The 17,240-nt window shown below is 69.0% G+C and carries 18 protein-coding genes; 11 read left to right on the forward strand and 7 right to left on the reverse strand.

Annotated features, from left to right (window positions below; all coding sequences use genetic code 11):
• The first annotated feature begins 114 nt into the window (after window positions 1-114).
• Both KRX55_RS02460 and KRX55_RS02465 read left to right on the forward strand, forming a co-directional pair.
• On the forward strand, window positions 115-1,491 hold the full coding sequence (locus KRX55_RS02460) for a DEAD/DEAH box helicase (RefSeq protein ID WP_218406271.1): 1,377 nt from the start codon (window positions 115-117) through the stop codon (window positions 1,489-1,491).
• The gene (locus tag KRX55_RS02465; RefSeq protein ID WP_218406272.1) at window positions 1,488-2,774 is read left to right on the forward strand and encodes an Rv3212 family protein; all 1,287 of its coding nucleotides are present in this window, start codon (window positions 1,488-1,490) and stop codon (window positions 2,772-2,774) included. Before KRX55_RS02460 ends, KRX55_RS02465 begins: the two co-directional genes overlap by 4 nt.
• Here KRX55_RS02465 and KRX55_RS02470 read toward each other — a convergent pair.
• Window positions 2,767-3,249 (reverse strand): hypothetical protein, encoded by a 483-nt coding sequence (locus KRX55_RS02470; protein ID WP_218406273.1) that lies wholly within the window; start codon window positions 3,247-3,249, stop codon window positions 2,767-2,769. The genes KRX55_RS02465 and KRX55_RS02470 overlap by 8 nt on opposite strands.
• Window positions 3,250-3,308: 59 nt before the next feature.
• On the opposite strand from KRX55_RS02470, the gene KRX55_RS02475 reads away from it, so the two are divergent.
• The 3 genes from KRX55_RS02475 to KRX55_RS12000 all read left to right on the forward strand — a co-directional run bounded on the left by KRX55_RS02475 (window position 3,309) and on the right by KRX55_RS12000 (window position 5,155).
• Window positions 3,309-4,289, forward strand: a complete 981-nt coding sequence (locus KRX55_RS02475) for a diacylglycerol/lipid kinase family protein (protein WP_218406274.1) — start codon at window positions 3,309-3,311, stop codon at window positions 4,287-4,289.
• 294 nt (window positions 4,290-4,583) lie between these two features.
• Window positions 4,584-4,847: a WhiB family transcriptional regulator gene (locus tag KRX55_RS02480; protein WP_198737105.1), complete on the forward strand. Its 264-nt coding sequence runs from the start codon at window positions 4,584-4,586 to the stop codon at window positions 4,845-4,847.
• Window positions 4,848-5,080: 233 nt separating this feature from the next.
• Window positions 5,081-5,155 (forward strand): 50S ribosomal protein bL37, encoded by a 75-nt coding sequence (locus KRX55_RS12000; RefSeq protein WP_014300525.1) that lies wholly within the window; start codon window positions 5,081-5,083, stop codon window positions 5,153-5,155.
• A gap of 89 nt (window positions 5,156-5,244) precedes the next feature.
• Here the strand turns inward: KRX55_RS12000 and rsrA are convergent, their stop codons facing one another.
• Together rsrA and KRX55_RS02490 are read right to left on the reverse strand one after the other, a co-directional pair.
• Window positions 5,245-5,511, reverse strand: coding sequence for a mycothiol system anti-sigma-R factor (gene rsrA, locus KRX55_RS02485; RefSeq protein WP_218406275.1), 267 nt, complete (start codon window positions 5,509-5,511; stop codon window positions 5,245-5,247).
• The gene (locus KRX55_RS02490; protein ID WP_218406276.1) at window positions 5,508-6,155 is read right to left on the reverse strand and encodes a sigma-70 family RNA polymerase sigma factor; all 648 of its coding nucleotides are present in this window, start codon (window positions 6,153-6,155) and stop codon (window positions 5,508-5,510) included. The genes rsrA and KRX55_RS02490 overlap by 4 nt, the downstream gene beginning before the upstream one ends.
• 148 nt (window positions 6,156-6,303) lie before the next feature.
• Here KRX55_RS02490 and KRX55_RS02495 point away from each other — a divergent pair, with 148 nt between their 5' ends.
• Together KRX55_RS02495 and KRX55_RS02500 are read left to right on the forward strand one after the other, a co-directional pair.
• Window positions 6,304-6,837 (forward strand): aminoacyl-tRNA deacylase, encoded by a 534-nt coding sequence (locus KRX55_RS02495; protein WP_218406277.1) that lies wholly within the window; start codon window positions 6,304-6,306, stop codon window positions 6,835-6,837.
• A gap of 66 nt (window positions 6,838-6,903) precedes the next feature.
• A complete protein-coding gene (locus KRX55_RS02500; protein WP_218406278.1) occupies window positions 6,904-7,992 on the forward strand; it encodes a hypothetical protein in 1,089 nt (362 codons plus the stop codon).
• 8 nt (window positions 7,993-8,000) lie between these two features.
• Here the strand turns inward: KRX55_RS02500 and KRX55_RS02505 are convergent, their stop codons facing one another.
• On the reverse strand, window positions 8,001-8,588 hold the full coding sequence (locus KRX55_RS02505; RefSeq protein WP_218406279.1) for a helix-turn-helix domain-containing protein: 588 nt from the start codon (window positions 8,586-8,588) through the stop codon (window positions 8,001-8,003).
• Between KRX55_RS02505 and KRX55_RS02510 the strand changes: the two genes are divergently transcribed.
• Entirely contained in the window at window positions 8,557-9,804 is a 1,248-nt protein-coding gene (locus KRX55_RS02510) for an MFS transporter (protein ID WP_255567511.1), read from the forward strand. The two genes, KRX55_RS02505 and KRX55_RS02510, sit on opposite strands and share 32 nt — an antisense overlap.
• A 242-nt stretch (window positions 9,805-10,046) precedes the next feature.
• Here the strand turns inward: KRX55_RS02510 and KRX55_RS02515 are convergent, their stop codons facing one another.
• Entirely contained in the window at window positions 10,047-10,745 is a 699-nt protein-coding gene (locus tag KRX55_RS02515) for an SOS response-associated peptidase (RefSeq protein ID WP_218406281.1), read from the reverse strand.
• An 18-nt stretch (window positions 10,746-10,763) separates the two neighbouring features.
• Here KRX55_RS02515 and aroA point away from each other — a divergent pair, with 18 nt between their 5' ends.
• From aroA to KRX55_RS02530, 3 genes are all read left to right on the forward strand, one after another.
• Window positions 10,764-12,107: a 3-phosphoshikimate 1-carboxyvinyltransferase gene (aroA, locus tag KRX55_RS02520; RefSeq protein WP_370625738.1), complete on the forward strand. Its 1,344-nt coding sequence runs from the start codon at window positions 10,764-10,766 to the stop codon at window positions 12,105-12,107.
• Window positions 12,100-13,116, forward strand: a complete 1,017-nt coding sequence (rsgA, locus tag KRX55_RS02525) for a ribosome small subunit-dependent GTPase A (RefSeq protein WP_218406282.1) — start codon at window positions 12,100-12,102, stop codon at window positions 13,114-13,116. Before aroA ends, rsgA begins: the two co-directional genes overlap by 8 nt.
• A 153-nt stretch (window positions 13,117-13,269) precedes the next feature.
• A complete protein-coding gene (locus tag KRX55_RS02530) occupies window positions 13,270-14,553 on the forward strand; it encodes a chloride channel protein (protein ID WP_218406492.1) in 1,284 nt (427 codons plus the stop codon).
• An 80-nt stretch (window positions 14,554-14,633) separates the two neighbouring features.
• Here the strand turns inward: KRX55_RS02530 and KRX55_RS02535 are convergent, their stop codons facing one another.
• Together KRX55_RS02535 and KRX55_RS02540 are read right to left on the reverse strand one after the other, a co-directional pair.
• Window positions 14,634-15,938, reverse strand: coding sequence for a fatty acid desaturase family protein (locus KRX55_RS02535; protein ID WP_200255980.1), 1,305 nt, complete (start codon window positions 15,936-15,938; stop codon window positions 14,634-14,636).
• A 56-nt stretch (window positions 15,939-15,994) separates the two neighbouring features.
• A complete protein-coding gene (locus KRX55_RS02540) occupies window positions 15,995-17,098 on the reverse strand; it encodes a ferredoxin reductase (protein WP_218406283.1) in 1,104 nt (367 codons plus the stop codon).
• Between the last annotated feature and the right edge of the window lie 142 nt (window positions 17,099-17,240).

Genomic DNA, 17,240 nt, shown 5'->3' on the forward strand with positions numbered 1-17,240 from the left:
TCGGGCGCACACGCGGGCCCGGACCGGCCGCTCGGGCCGTCCGGGCGAAGGTGGGCCCGGGGCGCGGTGGGCACCGGGGTGTATACCGGGCATCGACGTGGATACTATGAAGGGGTGTCTGAACAGAAGCAGAAGCCAACGTTCGCCGAACTCGGCGTCGCCAAGGAGATCACCGATGCCCTGGCTGACGCCGGCATGGTCCGGACCTTCGCCATCCAGGAGCTGACTCTCCCGCTCGCGCTCGCCGGGAAGGACCTCATCGGGCAGGCGCGCACGGGCATGGGCAAGACGATGGGTTTCGGTGTCCCGCTCCTCGACAGGGTCTTCGATGACGCCGACGTCGAGGAACTGGACGGGACCCCGCGTGCCCTCGTGGTCACCCCCACGCGTGAACTCGCGGTGCAGGTCGGTGAGGATCTCCGGAGCGCCGCGACGAATCTGCCCGTGCGCATCCTGACGATCTACGGTGGCCGGCCCTACGACGAACAGATCGAGGCGCTCGACGCCGGCATCGACGTGGTGGTCGGCACGCCCGGCCGCCTGATCGACCTGTACAACCGCGGCTGCCTGAAGCTCGACCACGTCGCTGTCCTCGTGCTCGATGAGGCCGACGAGATGCTGGATCTCGGGTTCCTCCCCGACATCGAGAAACTGCTGAAGGCACTGACCCACAAGCACCAGACGATGTTGTTCTCGGCGACCATGCCCGGGCCCATCATCGCCCTGGCCAGGACCTTCATGGATCGCCCGGTGCACATCCGGGCGGAGGAGGTCGGGGCGGCCGCGACCCACGCCAGTACACGCCAGGTCGTCTTCCAGGCACACCGGATGGACAAGACGGCCGTTCTGGCCCGGGTGCTCCAGAGCCGGGGCCGGGGGCGCACGATCATCTTCGCCCGGACCAAGCGCAGCTGCGCCACGATCGCCGAGGATCTCGCCGCGAAGGGGTTCGCGGTGGGTGCCGTCCACGGCGACATGGGTCAGCCGGCGCGGGAGAAGTCGCTCAACGCGTTCCGTGAGGGGGCCGTGGAGATCCTCGTCGCCACGGACGTCGCGGCACGCGGAATCGACATCGACGACGTGACCCACGTGATCAACTACCAGACCCCGGACGACGAGATGACCTACGTCCACAGGATCGGCCGGACCGGCCGTGCGGGGCACACCGGGACCGCGATCACGCTCGTCGGATACGACGAGCTCGTGAAGTGGGACCTGATCAACAAGGAACTCGATCTCGGACAGCCGGAGCCTCCGGCCTGGTTCTCCACCTCGCCGGAGCTCTACGAGGCGCTCGACATCCCCGAGGGCGCCGGAGAGAGCGTCGGGCCCGCGCGCAAGGTCTTCGGAGGTCCCTCCGTGACCCGCCCCGCGGGTGCCCGGTCGGCCGGCCGCCGGCCGCACCGTGACCGCCCCTCCGGCGGCGGTGGCGGAGGTTCCCGCCACGGCCGGGACACCGGCTCCCGCGGTGGACGGGGAGGACGGCGATGAACGGATCCTCCACCGGAACCCCGGAGAAGGGCACCGTCATCCTGCAGCGCAGCCGTAGGGATCTCATCGCGACCGGGGTGATCACCGCGGTGGCGCTCCTCGGCGTCGGCACCGTGTGGTTGACCTCGGAGAACCGGGCGGCGGACCTGCAGACCGCCGCCGAGCCCCACGTGGCGGCGGCGGCCCCCGCCGCAGCACCCGCGCAGGTGCACGAGGCGTGGCGCGCCACGGACTCCGCCGTCCCGGCACAGCCGCAGGTCCAGTCCGCGGCCGGGCTCGTCTTCACCGCGGAGGGCGGCACCCTGACCGCCACCGCCCCGACGACCGGTGACACCGTCTGGTCCTACCACCGCGACAACCACGAGATCTGCTCCGTGAGCACAGCCTTCGACCGGGTCTACGTCACGTACCGGACGGGTGTCGGGTGCGGGGACGTCATCGGGCTCGACGCCGCCAGCGGCGAGTACCGGGCGGCACGGTCCGCCGTCACCTCGGACGAGACCGTTCCGGTCCGCTCGAACGACGCGGTGGGCATCGTTTCCCGCGACCGGGTGGAGCTCTGGCGCAACGATCTCGTGCGCACCGTCGAGTACGGCGACGTGGAGGCCAAGCAGGAACCGAACATGCAGCCGAACGAGGACTGCACCATCAGTTCGGCGCTGACCCGCAAGGATCTCCTCTCCGTGGTCGAGTACTGTCCCCCGAGCGAGGGCCAGGGGGCGGGGTACTGGCTCAGAATGCAGGATCGGGTCCCGGATGACTCCCGGAAGCCGGAGATCAAGACCCAGGTCTTCCTGGGCGGAACCCGGGCCGAGGTCGTCGCGGCGGGCGAGGCCGGCGCCGTGGTCTACCGCGATTCAGCGGGCGGGGAACAGCCGCGGATGACGGGCTTCAACCTCGACGGCAACGAGACCGGTGTCGCCGTGGTGCCCCCGTCGCCCCTGGTCGATTCATCCGGGGAGCTGTTCTCCCCCGTCGTCGCTGACCTGCCGCACCATCTGACGTGGTTCGACGGAGTTCGCCTCTACCTCTTCAAACCCGAGGCACTGATCCTCGACCACTACTTCCAGGATGCCCTGGGTACGGGTGTCGCCGTCGGCGACCGGTTGCTCTATCCCACGGCGGAGGGGATCGCGGTGGCCAACTGGGACACGGAGGAGATCGAACGGGTCATCCCGGTGGACCGTGGCGGCTACAGCGGGCAGGTGACCCTGTCCCTCGTCGGAGATGTGCTCGTGGAGAAGCGGGGCGACGGCGGGGAGGTCGTGGCGCTCGTCAGCTGAAGACGCCGGCCGCCCAGCTGAGCGATCTTCTGTTGAATGTGAGATAGAGGCCGGCCAGGGCGCATGCCGCGACGATGACCGCGGGGACGATCAGCCCCGCGGAGGCGATGTACCAGGAGACCGGCAGCAGCAGCATCTGGAGGATGACCACCGGGCCGCGTCCCCACCGGCGTCCCCGCCGGAGAGCGAAACCCGCGGCGGCCACGGTCCCGAACACCGCGACGAAGAACGCGGCGGTCCCGTAACCGACGAAGACGTTCTCACTGCCGTCCGAGGTCACCGTGCCGTAGTCATGCTGGCCGGTGATCTCGCGGAAGACGAGGAACACCGCGTAAGCGAGTCCGACGAGGGACTCACAGATACCGAGCACCCCGGCCCGCCGGATGTCCGCCGGCGGCTTCCGGGATTCTGCCGTGTCGCCGGTTTCCGGGGACACGGACGGGGAACTGGGCACGTCGCGGTGGGAATCAGTCACTCCCCAAGCGTACCGCGTGGGTGCACGCCTTCCGTGTGCGCGGGGTTACACTCGACGCCATGCGCGCCTTGATGCTCTCCAACCCCAACTCGACGGCCCTGACGCCACAGGTCACCCGACAGGTGGTGACCCCGCTTCTGGAGGCGACCGAACTGACCTCGGTATTCACCCAGTACGCCGGGCACGCGGAGGACATCTGCAGAGGTCTGACGCGCGAGGACGTCGACATCGTGGTCGTCGTGGGCGGGGACGGTACGGTCAACGAGGTGATCAACGGGCTCCTGGGCCGCGAGCCGGAGAGCCGACCCGGTCCCGGCGAGCTGCCCAAGGTCGCGGTGGTACCGACGGGCTCCGCCAACGTGTTCGCGCGCGCTCTGGGCCTGCCCAACGAACCCGCCGGAGCCGCGGCACAGGTGCGCGACCTCATTCTCTCGGGCACGTACCGGCGTCTCCCCCTCGGGCGCGTCGAGGACCGTTGGTTCTGCGTGAATGCGGGATTCGGTCTGGACGCGAACGCCATAGCGCTCATGGAGGATCTGCGGGACGCAGGCAAGTCGGCGACACCGTGGCGCTACGCGATGGTGACGGCTACCGCCTGGCAGCGGCTCCGGCGCCGCCCTCCGGCCATCACCTATGCGGCACACTCCGCCGAGGGACTCCGCACGGGCAGCGAGGTCCCTTTCCTCATCGTGTCCAACACGAATCCCTGGACGTACGCGGGTCCGATGGCGGTGGTGACCAATCCGGAGCAGAAGCTGGACGCGGGGCTGTCCCTCTACGCCCTGCGGGACATCGAGGGCCCCGGTGGACTGGTGGCGCTGCTGCACGCCACCGGCATCGGGAACAAGATCTGGCGGCCGCTACGGGTGGATCTCCGGGAGATCCGGGTTGACGATATTAGTGAGCTCACACTCACCTCCCCGAGACCATTGAAGTGGCAGGTAGACGGTGAATCGGCAGGCAAAACAAAGAAGTTGCGGCTCAGTTCCCATGGCGACGTCATCGATATTGTGTCGCCTGTGGACAACGACAAGGTGTGACCTTAATCACTTTTAAAGGTGGAACCCTAGCGGACGCCTATGTGTACGTGTCATTATCTTGCGGTAGCACAGACACCCGGCGTTAAACCCGGGTTCATTTTCTGGCATGACGCCGGGACCATGACCGGAGTGAACCAACCACTCGCGGCCGGCCCGGTGGACCAGCACGGGAACCGCCCCAGGCGACCCACCGCCCCAGCTTTCCGAGACACCGGGACACCGGCCGTCGGAAAGTGTCCCGCCATGCCGAATGTCTGACATAGAACACATATTCTTTCTGAAGGAGATTCACCCATGGATTGGCGTCACAAGGCGGTCTGCCGCGACGAAGACCCCGAGCTTTTCTTCCCCGTCGGCAACTCCGGCCCCGCTCTGGCCCAGATCGCGACCGCGAAGGTCGTCTGCAACCGGTGCCCCGTCACCTCCGAGTGCCTCACCTGGGCTCTCGAGTCCGGCCAGGACGCCGGCGTCTGGGGTGGCATGAGCGAGGACGAGCGCCGTGCACTCAAGCGGCGCCGCAACCGTGGCCGCACCCGCACCCGCGCAGCCGTCAAGTAGTACCCCGCAGCACCAGAAACATCCGGTACCCGCCCCTCACAGGGTGTCCGCGGTACCGGATATTTCGTGTCACCGACCCGACTGCGTATAATCAACGACATTTGTCACTGCGGGTGAGCCGATCCGTCGGTCACACCCGGTGACGATCACGACAACCACACACGGCAGGATCCCCTGACCGTCATGCTGCGGCCCCGCCGTCGCATACCCCGATACCTTCCTGGAGGAACACCATGAGCAAGCGTGGACGCAAGCGTAAGGACCGTCGCAAGAACAAGGCCAACCACGGCAAGCGGCCCAACTCCTGATCCGGAGACTACCCCGAGAAGCCCCCGCACACTGTGCGGGGGCTTCTTCTCTCGGCAGGTGACCTCCGCCGCGGTCGGCGCCGGACGGCTCAGCCGCGGTAGCGTTCGACCCGGAGCCGCAGGATGATCTTCTCCCGCAACGTCACGGGCGCGTGTGCACAGCAGCACCGCCGCATGAGCTCCCGGATCTCCTCCTCTAGACCGAGCTGTGCGAAGCAGCCGGGGCAGGCCTCGATGTGGGCGCGCAGGACCGCACGCCGCTCGGGAGTCGCCTCACCGTCGAGAAGCTCGAACAGGGACTCGTAGACGTCTCCGCAGTCAGCCATGTGGTCGCCGGTCTCATTCCGCGGTGTCATCTGTCCGCTCCCTTCCGTGTCTTCTTCGCGGTCGCATCTCCCCACCCATCCGCGAGATCCGGATGGTTCAGACCGATGCCCTGCTCGCGGGCCACATCCTTCAACAATCCACGGAGCTGTTTTCTTCCCCGGTGCAGTCGACTCATCACGGTACCGATCGGGGTGTCCATGATCTCGGCGATCTCCTTGTAGGCGAGCCCCTCCACATCGGCGTAGAACACCACCATGCGGTAGTCCTCGGGGAGCTGATTCAGGGCGTCGGTGATCTGCACGTCGGGCAGCTTCTTCAACGCCTCTACCTCCGCCGACTCGAGGCCGGCGGAGGTGTGCGAGGACGTCTCGACCAGCTGGTGGTCGGTGATCTCCTCGGTGGGCAGCTGCGAGGGCTGACGCTGTGCCTTCCGGTAGGAGTTGATGTAGGTGTTGGTCATGATGCGGTACAGCCAGGCCTTGAGGTTCGTTCCCGGGGTGAAGGAGCTGAACTTCTGGAAGGCCTTCATGTAGGTCTCCTGGACCAGGTCCTCCGCGTCGGCGGGGTTGCGGGTCATCCGCAGGGCACCGCCGTAGAGCTGATCGAGCAGGGGCAGTGCCTCCTTCTCGAATCTGGCCGCCTGCTCGGCGGCACCGGTCTTCGTGTCCGGCATTGGCGTCGCGTCCCTTCCCTCTGCTTGTCGACGCCCTCCCACCCGCGGGTGTGGGGCGGGGTTCGGCGTCCGGCAAGCGCGCCGCACAGCGACGCGCACATCTCCCCCATTGTAGAAAAACACTGCTCCCGCGCGTAATACTGGCTGTATGTCGAAGCGTAGGTCGAAATCATCCGGCGCAGGAACGGCCGCCCTCGTGGCGCTGAACGAGGCGGGTGTGAATCACACGGTGCACACCTTCGAGTCCGGTCACGACCATTTCGGGGCGCAGGCCGCGGCCGAGCTGTGTGGCCCCCTCGGAATCGACGAGGGGCAGCTGTTCAAGACCCTGGTGGTGGACCTGACCGCCGGATCGGGGCCGAAACGAAGGCTCGGGGTGGTGTGCGTCCCGGTGACCGGCCACGTCAATCTCAAGGCCGCCGCGCGCGCGTTCGATGTGCCGAAGGTCTGCATGGCCGAGCCGCGCGACGCCGAGCGGTCCTCCGGCTACGTCACCGGCGGGATCTCCCCCATCGGCCAGAAGAATGCCCTGCCCACCGTCATCGATTCCTCTGCGCTGGAGTTCGGCGAGATCCTGGTCTCCGGTGGGCGCCGGGGCCTGGACGTCCAGCTCACCCCCGATGATCTCGCGGCGGTGACCGGCGCACGGTTCGCCGCGGTCGCGGCACCGGGAGCACACTGACCATCCCGACTCCACCGGGTCCGGGACCCGGGAACCCCGGTCGGAGGGGACTGAAAGGACACCACCATGAATCCCGCTGAACAGCTCGTCTCCGGCCCCCGGGGCCGGGACCTGCTGCTGAATCTGGAGGACGACACGGGCCCGTCAGGCCCTTTTAACCTGTTTCACAGGGCGGCGAGCACTCTCGACGTCGAATCCGGGGTGGGGACCGTCTACTTCCCCTCTTCCTCCCCGTCGCCGGGAAAACCGGTTTCCCACGACTGCAGTGCCGGTTGCCGCCTCCCTGACGTCGTTGATGCCGGGGACATCGCCGCCGCATTCCGGGATGTGGAACTCGCGGAGATCACGTGGCCCGTGCTGCGCGACGCACTGGCCTGCTCCGTCGACAACGCCGCCTACTGGCAGGAACCGTACGGTGCCCAGATCCTCGCGGCAGCCCCGGAGATGCGCGGACCACTGCTCCGGATCGCCGGGGAACTCACCGACTCCCCACTGATGGACGTCCTCACGGCCCCGTTCGATCCGGAGCGGCAGTGGACGCTGTCGGTGCGGGGCTCCACAGCTCTGACATCGGGGGTCGGGAAACGCCTCACCGCGGAACGTGACGGACTGATCGCCCGGGAGGCCGCTGCGGCGGAGACATTCGATCCGGAGAAAGAGGTGTCGGGGATCTGGTGGTCTTCTCCGATGGGGGCACCGGCCACCACGGCCCCGCTCCCGGACGGTGCTCCCTCCGCTCTCTGGTTCGAGGAGGACTCCTTCGACCTCGGGCCCCGGGAGACGCGCCGCATCGTCGTCCCGGGAGACGCCAGGATCCTCGAGATCACCGGTGCCGACTCGTGGGCGGATCTCTGCCGGCGGTTCCCTGTCGAGGTCACCCGGCAGCGCTACCACGACTGGCACCGCACCACGGGGCGGCGGGGACGGTGGGTGATCCCGGACTGGGCCGCCGTCGCGGAGCACCACGACGCCGTGCACCTGACCCATCTCGGATATCTGGAGGCCGCCGGTAGAGCCATCGACGTGGACGCCGGGACAGCGTCCGTGATCGCCGGCTGGAACCCCGGCGAGACCTACTGGCTGACCGATGTGGCGGTCGGTGATCCGGTGCGCTGGTCGTGGGACGAGGACGGGAGGATCTGGGCCCGGTGCTGAGGCCGCCCTCAGTCCGGTGCTCCGCCGTACCGGAGGTGCGGAGCGGATCCGGGGGGACCGGAGACGGTGATGATCTCCGCACCCGAGGCCCCGTCGCCGCCGAACCGGTGCGGGGTCGTCGTGTCGAAATCGGCGCACCCACCCCGTTCGGGAACGACGTCATCCTCACCGACGATCAGGCGCAGCCGCCCGGAGAGCACGTACATCCGTGCGCGGCCCGGATGGGTGCTTGGCTCAGGTACGGATTCGTCGGGCCGGACGATGATCTTCCGGGTGTGGGCACCCGCCGTCCGTCCGGTCAGCGGGACGACCACCCGGCTCCGGATCACTCTGGGCCGTATCCGGATGCGGTGCTCCCCGATCCCCGGCACGCCGACGGGGGTGTCCGGGTCGCCCCGGTGGACGATGGCCGGCGGCAGGAGCGGGTCGAGGGTCGGGCGGCGCCGCCCGTTCTCCAGCCGGGAGAGGGTGCTCGTCGATACTCCCGTCTTCCGGGCGACGGCGTCCAGCGTCAGGCCGCGCTGTTCACGGGCGCTCCGCAACCGCGGGCCGAGCTCCTCCAGGATGCGTGCGGTTCCGGCTGCGGTCGACGTCATTCACCCAGCACGGCAGGATTTCCCGGTTTCGGCGACACCCGTTGTCCGGTACATCTCCGGACAACCAGGGTGGAGGCATGTTCACGGATCCCCACACCGTCCGGTCGCTGCGGCTGATCACCCTGGCCCGCGGCGCGACCACCACCCAGATCGGTGTGAGCGCGGTACCCGTCGTCCTGCCCGCCGTCGCCGCGTGGTCCGGTGGCGATCCGGGGACCGCACGGTGGATCGTCACCGCTTTCCTCCCGGGGATGACGGCCATGGGGCCGGTGGTCGGGTATCTCGGGGATCTTCTCGGCCGGGATCGGGTGCTGCTCGGTGCGGCGATCCTGTTCACCGTCACAGCGGCACAGTGTGCCCCTGCCCCTCGCCCGGCGTTCTCATCGCCGTGCCAGCGATCCGGGGCGCCGCGGGCGCGGCGCTCGCGGTGCTCCCGGTCGCCGCCGTCCGGGATCTGCTCACGGCACGACGATCCGGTACCGGGCTGGGACCGCACGGTTCGGCGACCGCCGTGGGAACCGCCGCCGGTCCGGTCCCGGCCGGTGTCCTCGTGGATGCGACCGGTTGGCGGGCCGTCTTCCGGATGCTGGCGTGTATGTCACTGTCCACCGCCGTGCCGCTCCGCGCGACGTATGACGGTACCGGTGGGGCGCATCCGGTCGGGCGACATCGCCGCCGGCCGGATGCCGCGGGCACGGCGTTGCCCATGGTCGCGGTCCTCGCGTACGCGTCGGCATGCGGCGGGGCCGGGGGCTCCCCGGCCCGGACTGTCGTTCTCCTGGCGGTGACGACGGCTGCTCCGGTCGTGCTCCACCGGATCGAGGGCCGGGCCCCGCGGCTCCTTCCACCGGCGTGGCTGCTCGGTTCCTCGGCTGTACGGCGCGCCGTGACCCTCATGGTCGTCGTGGGCGCGGTGATGATGAGCACCCCGGTCATCGGCCCGTTCCATCTCTCCGTCGCACACGACCTCACGTCACGGGACATCGGCCTGATCACGGCCACAGGTCCCCTGACGTCGGTGTTCGCGGGCGTGATCACCGGGGGATTCGTCACCGGAGACACAGCCCCGGGGCTGACGGTGCCGGGGCTGGCGTGGATGAGGGTGCCGTGGCGGTTCCCGCGGTCGGCGGACCGCGGCTCGGGGTGCCCGGTCACGTCGCGGACACGGTTCTCCCCGCTCCGGGCCACCGGCTGTTCACGGCGGCGAACAACATGACCGTTCTGGAGTCCGTGCCCGGGAATCGCAGGGGCACCACCGCCGGGGTCCTCGGGTTGGCACGCAACATCGGCCTCGTCACGGGCTCGGCCGCCCTCGGTTCCGTATTCCTCCGGATCGCCGGGTCACGGATTCCGGGACAGTGCTCACGGTGACCTACGGGGCGGTGGGTGCGATGCTGATGGTCGCCGTACCCGCCTGCGCGGTGGATCTTCACCGGTCGCGGTGCACAACGACGTCCGTCAACCGGTGATCCGACCGATGTCGTCGATCAACCGCGGCCCCTCGTTGCGCGCGTTTCCCACCGCGCGGTCAACCTCCCGAAGCGCGAGCCCCGACACGAGCGTTTCCCGGGCGGGACGCAGCAGCTCACGGGCCTGATCGGTGGTCCCGGAGATCCACGTCGCCACCTCGTCGGGGGCGAGGATCCTCGGCATGCGGTCGTGCAGCCGGGTCAGCTGTTCCCCGACCGGGGTCGTCGTGATGATCGTGGCGGAGACGATGTCCATGCCGGTGTCCCGGAGTCCGGCGATCCACATCACCGGCTCCCCGTCCGCCGGGTGCACGTAGTACGGCCGCTTCTCCCGCCACTCGTACCACCCGTTGAGCGGGATCGCGCACCTCCCGCGGACGAACGCGTCCCGGAACGAGGGCTTGTCCGGTGCGGTCTCGGCGCGGGCGTTGAACAGCACCGGCCCTCCCTCATCCCTTTTCCAGGACGGCAGCAGACCCCAGCGCGCGGGTGAGATCTCCAGGTCCGGGTCGGCGCCCTCAGAGACACGCCCGACCCGGCGCAGCACCGGGATGATCTGCGTGGGGGCGATGTTGTACCGCGGCGGGGGTGTTCCCAGGGGCGCGGTGACCGAACGGACCCCGGGGAGCGCGGTCGCTGCAGCGGTGAGAGCTTCGGATGTGGTGAACAGGACGAAACGGCCGCACATATTCCCTATCATGGAGGAGTGAATTCACTGAAGCACTCTGATCCACCCCTGTGGTCCGCCCCCGTCGCATCCGCCCCCGTCGACTGCGAGGTCACGGTCCCCGGTTCGAAGTCCATCACGAACCGGGCGCTGGTGCTCGCGGCGCTGGCCGACGGTCCCTCCACGATCCGTGGCGCGCTGCGCTCCCGGGACACGGAGCTGATGATCAACGCGCTGCGCGGCATGGGCGTCACCGTCACGCCGACCGACGCCGACGGCACGACACTGTCGGTCGATCCCGGTCGTCTCGGCGGCGGCGAGGTCGACTGCGGTCTGGCCGGCACGGTCATGCGTTTCGTCCCCCCGGTCGCCGCACTCGCCGGCGCCCCGGTTCACTTCGACGGCGACCCCCAGGCCCGCAAACGCCCCATGTCCACCATCCTCGACGCGCTCCGCGATCTCGGTGTGGAGGTCACCGGCGACCGGCTGCCCTTCACCGTCACCTCTTCCACCACCCCGCGGGGCGGCACCGTGGACATCGACGCGTCGGCGTCGAGTCAGTTCGTCTCCGGACTGCTGCTGGCGGGCGCCCGGTTCGGCGACGGGATCACCGTCCGGCACACGGGCGACCGGCTCCCGAGCCAACCGCACATCGAGATGACCGTCGCGATGCTCCGCGAGGCCGGGGTCAGCGTCGACTGCTCGGCGGCGAACCGCTGGACCGTCCGCCCGGGCCCCGTCGGCGCCCGGGCCTGGCTCGTCGAGCCTGACCTGTCCAACGCCACCCCGTTCCTCGCCGCCGCCGCGGTGACCGGCGGACGGGTCCGTATCCACGACTGGCCCGTCCACACCACCCAGGCCGGTGACGCCATCCGCGGGATCCTCGCCGAGATGGGCTGCACGGTGGAGATCTCCGCCGACCCGCAGACGGGCCACTCCTCGCTGACCGTCACCGGCCCGTCCGACAGCGTCCTGCGCGGTATCTCCCGTGATCTCGGGGACATCGGCGAGCTCACCCCGACGGTCGCGGCACTGGCCGCCCTGGCGGACTCCCCCTCCGAACTCACCGGCATCGCACACCTGCGCGGCCACGAGACGGACCGGTTGAAGGCCCTGTCCGACGGACTCAACTCCCTCGGCGGCGACTGCACCGAACTGGAGGACGGACTGCGCATTCAACCGGTCGGAAGGTCCGCGCTGCACGGCGGGGTGTGGGAGTCGCACCACGACCACCGCATGGCCACAGCGGGCGCGATCCTGGGGCTCGCGGTTCCCGGCGTCGAGGTCGTCGACATCGCGACCACCGGCAAGACCCTCCCGGGCTTCGAACGGATGTGGGCGGAGATGCTCGCACCGGACGAGGAGGCGTCCGAGCGTGGGTAGGGGACGCCGCGACTGGGACGAATCCGACGTCCGGGTCCGCCCGCCCCGCCGGGGGACCCGCCCCCGGACGAAGGAGCGCCCCACCCACGACGACGCCGAGTTCGGGATGGTCGTCAGCAGGGACCGCGGCCGGTGGGGGGTCATCCTCGACGGCACGGACCCGCACTCCGATCCCCTGGTGTGCATGCGGGCCCGGGAGCTCGGCCGGACCGCCATCGTGGTCGGTGACCGCGTCGGGGTCGTCGGGGACACCTCCGGCGACCCGGGGACACTGGCCCGGATAGTGCGCCTCGAGGACCGCACCAGCGTGCTGCGCCGGACCGCCGACGACACCGACCCGTACGAACGCATCGTGGTGGGCAACGCCCGGCAGCTGCTCATCGTCTCCGCCGTCGCCGATCCCCCGCCGCGTTCCGGGTTCGTCGAACGCGCCCTCGTCGCGGCGTTCGTCGGCGGGCTGAAGCCCGTCCTCTGCCTCACCAAGTCGGACCTGGCGGACCCGACCGAGTTCGCCGCGGAGTTCCGCGACCTGGATGTCCCGGTCGTGGTCTGCGGCGTCGACGACCCCCTGGAACCGGTGCGGGAGATCGTCGATCATTCGGTGACCGCCCTGATCGGGCATTCGGGGGTCGGCAAATCGACGCTGGTGAACCGCCTCGTACCCGACGCCGACCGGGCGACCGGCGTGGTGTCCGGGGTGGGCAAGGGACGGCACACCTCCACCCAGTCGGTCGCGCTCCCCCTGCCCAACGGGGGCTGGATCATCGACACACCCGGTATCCGGTCCTTCGGCCTCGCACACGTCGACGCCGATCGGGTCGTCGGCGTCTTCGAGGATCTCGCGGCAGCCGTCGCCGACTGCCCACGGGGTTGCACGCACGCGGGGCCGCCCGCTGACCCGGAATGCGCACTCGATACCCTCGAGGGGGCTAGTGCGCGCCGCGTGACCGCGGTCCGCAACCTTCTCGAGGCACTCCGCAGCAACGACGACTGGGACCGGCAGGGGTAGAACATGGGCTGGTGGGTAGGTAGCGGGCACTCCCGCGAACAGGACAAGCAGGGTAGCCCGTTGACCGAGCGGCAACTCACCGACGCCCACCACGACCGGGACTCCCACGTCAACGAGCCCACCGGTGGGGCGAACCCCGTGGCCCGGCCGCCGATGACCGTGACGCCACTGAACCGTCTGGCGGTCCTGGCGATCGTCGCCGGTGCACTCACCGGGCTGCTCGTCGCGATGGGCAACCGCCTCATCGTGGCCACCGAGCAGTGGATCTACGGCGCCCACCACCTCATCGTCCTGGACCCGGGCAGCAACGTCTCCCCCGAGCGGCTCGCCGTGACACTGATCTGCGTCGGAGTCGTCACCTCCTGGATCTGGTACCTGCTCGAACGCTTCGGTAGGCCCGCGGTCTCGGTGCCCGGCGCGATGCACGGCACCCCGATGCCACTGTTCGAGACCGCCCTCTCCGCCTTCACCCAGGTCGTCTCGGTCGCCGCCGGCGCCCCCGTCGGCCGGGAGAACGCCCCGCGTCTGATGGGCGGCATGGTCGCCTCCCGCCTCGCGACGGCGCTGTCCATCGACGCCGGAGCCCGCCGGATCCTCGTGGCGTCGGCCGCCGGTGCGGGCCTGGCCGCCAGCTTCCATCTCCCCCTAGCGGGGGCGCTGTTCGCCCTGGAGCTCCTGCTCGTCGAGATGTCGACCCGCACTGTGGTGTCCACGATGCTCGCCTCCGCGACCGCCGTCGCCACCACCGGGATCTTCGTCGATCCGCACCCGATCTACCATTCGGTGCCGCTCAACGAGCACCCGGACATGCTGCTCGCCGCGATCCTCGTCGGCATCGTCTCCGGGATCTCCGGGCACTGGTTCGGCATCCTCGCCCGCAAGGCGGCCGCCTCCCGGCCCCGGGACACGAACATCCTCTGGGAGATGCCCTTCGTGTTCGCCCTGTGCGCCATCGCCGCCTACTTCCTGCCCGGTGTGTCGGCGAACGGGCGCTGGGCCGCGGAGACCATGTTCACCACCGGCCTGCCCATCGGCGTCCTGATTCTCCTCGGCATCGCCCGTGGAGTGATGATCCTCGCGTGTTTCCGTGCCGGGACCGTCGGCGGTACCCTCACCCCGGCCTTCGCTCTCGGGGCGCTGACCGGCGGTGTCATCGGGATCCTCTGCCAGCCGTTCTTCCCCGGTGTTCCCGTCGCGGCGTTCGCCCTCCTCGGGGCGGGGGCGTTCCTGTCGACGACGATGGCGGCACCGATGTTCGGCATGATCGCCGCGGTCGAGTTCACCGACCTCGCCGCCCAGGGGTACCTGGCGATGTTCATCGCCGTCATCACGGCGGCCCTCGCCGTACGGGTGTGGGGCGTCATCGTCGACAAGGACCAGCGCCAGCTCCCCTTCACCTACGCCGCGTGGACCGCCGAGGCAGACATCAGGCCCTGATCCGGGTGGCACGCGGACGCCCGTCCCTCCCTCTGTGCGGTACGGGGAGGGGCGGGCGTGGTGGGGCCCTGACGGGCCGGTCAGCTGCGGGTCTTCTCCACGGGGGTGTGGTAGGGGCTGCGGCCGGTGAGTCCCCGGATGCCCTCGACGACCGTGGGGCGGAGCTTCTCCAGCATCCTCAGACCGGTGCGCAGACCCTTGCGGACACCGTCCGCGGCGGCTCCGACGTGCAGCTTCTCCTCGACCTCGGGGTACTTGGTGAACGCCGCGTTCGAGCGCACCTCCGGAGCATTGTCCGGATCCGCCGCGAGATACTTGTTCGGCAGCGTCAGCTTCAGCAACGTCTTCTGCACCTTGATCAGCTGCATCGGGAAGGAGTCGGTGTTGTACGGCAGTTCGAACTCCCGCGCGATGTCCTCCACCCGCTTGCCGACGTCGGCGAGCCGGTTCGACGGCATGTCCGGGAACAGGTGGTGCTCGATCTGGTAGTTCAGGTTGCCGGAGAGGATCGTGAGCAGTTTCCCGCCCTTGAAGTTCGCCGAGCCGAGCATCTGCCGCAGGTACCACTCGTTGTGGTCCTCCGTGGCGTACTGCTCCTTGGTGAACGTCTCCGTCTCGTCGGGGAAGTGCCCGCAGAAGATCACCAGGTACGCCCACACGCTGCGGATCCAGTTGGCGAACGCGTTGGCGGTGACCGTGTGCACGTAGTTGGGTCCGGACAGCGCCGGGAACAGGACGTAGTCCTTGATCACCTGGCGCTTCGACTTGTGCACCGCCTCCCAGAACCGGACCTTCGTCTCGTCCCAGCCCTGCTTGCCCGCGAAGTAGCGGCCGAGCTCAACGTCGTAGAAGGCGATGGCCCACTGGAACAGGGACGCCAGCACGACGTTGGTGAGCGGCTGGAACGCGTGCTGCGGGGTCCACTTTCGGTCACGGGTGACCCGCAGGATGCCGTATCCCACGTCGTTGTCCATGCCGATGATGTTGGTGTACTTGTGGTGGACGTAGTTGTGGGAGTGCATCCACTGGGAGGACGGGCAGGTCATGTCCCATTCCCAGGTGGTGGAGTGGATCTCGGGGTCGTTCATCCAGTCCCACTGTCCGTGGATGACGTTGTGCCCGATCTCCATGTTCTCGAGGATCTTGGAGACCGCGAGCATTCCGCTGCCTGCCCACCAGAGGGGCTTCTTGTGGCTGAACAGCAGTGTCGCCCGGCCGGCGATCTCGAGTGAGCGCTGGAACCGGATCAGTCCCTTGATGTACCGGACGTCGTCCTCGCCAAGGTCCGCCTCGATCTCGGCCTTGATGGCGTCGAGACGACGCCCGATCTCGGCGATGTCCTCGTCGGTCAGGTGGGAGTAGGCCCGGATGTTGTCGATGGCCATGTCGGTGTCCTTTGGGGTCTTCGTTCGGTGGGTGTTCTGGGGGTGGGGTCGGTGGGTCAGACGTCGACGGAGACGTCCCCGGCGGCGACGCACACGCAGGTGCGGATCCGTTCACCCGGCCCGTGGATGTCACCGGTCCGCAGGTCGTGGACGTATCCGTCGGTCAGGGGCCGTACGCATGTCTGGCAGATACCCATGCGGCACCCGAAGGTGAGCTGGATGCCGGCGCCCTCCGCCGCCTCGAGCAGTGTCGTCGCGCCGTCGGCGTGGCAGCTGCCCCGGTGGCCGAAGGTGATCTCGCCACCGGTCGCCTCACTGCTGCGGTCGAGGGTGAAACGTTCGGTGCGCAGTTCCTCGTCGGTGTCGAGATCCGACCACCAGGCCTCCAGGGCGTCGAGCATCTCGTTCGGTCCGCAGGCGTAGGCGGTGCGCTCGGTGACGTCCGGGACGATCTCCGCGATGGCGTCCGGGGTCAGGCGCCCCTCCTCGCTGGTGATGCGCACGATCGCGGCGAAACCGGGGTGTTCCCGGCGGAGCTTCCCGATGACGTCCGCGAACAGCATGTCGTCCCCGGTTCTCACCGAGTGGATCAGGATCACGTCGCCGAACTGGTTCCGGTCGGCGAGGGTCCGCAGCATGCTGATCACCGGGGTGATGCCTGTCCCGGCGGTGATGAACAGCAGCTTCTCCGGGATCGGGTCCGTCAGGTGGAAGTCACCCGCCGGGGCGCCGATCCGCACCGTCATACCCGGGTGGGCGCTGCCGACCAGGTGGTTGGACAGCTTGCCCCGTTCGACCGCCCGGACGGTGATGGACAGAAGGTCCCCGGCGGGGCGGGGGCTGCAGGTCAGTGAGTAGGAGCGCCAGACGTAGCGTCCGTCGATCTGGACGCCGATCCCGATGTACTGGCCGGCCTCGAAATCGACGGGTACCCCCCACCCGGGGCGGATGACGAGATTGACGGTGTCACCCGTGTCCCGGGAGACGCTGACGATCTGTCCCCTCAGCTCCCGCACCGACCACAGTGGATTGACCAGCTGCGTGTAGTCGTCGGGCAGGAGGGGGGTGGTGAAACGTCGTAGTACATGGCGCAGGGCGCCGAGCCCGTCCCGCGCCCTGGCGGCTTTGGTGACCACAGGTGATTCACTGTCCTTCTGCATTCCCGGATACTCGTACGAGCCCGTAGCTTACGGCATCGTAGGTTGAGTGTCCACGCAGGACACGACACCAGGTTCCGTTGGCGCAGAGAACGTGCGGCACAGACGGAGAACTCGGGGGCACCACCGTCATCGTCACCGTCCG

It is taken from the genome of Corynebacterium sp. TAE3-ERU16, assembly GCF_019209935.1.
Classification (GTDB): Bacteria; Actinomycetota; Actinomycetes; order Mycobacteriales; family Mycobacteriaceae; genus Corynebacterium; species Corynebacterium antarcticum.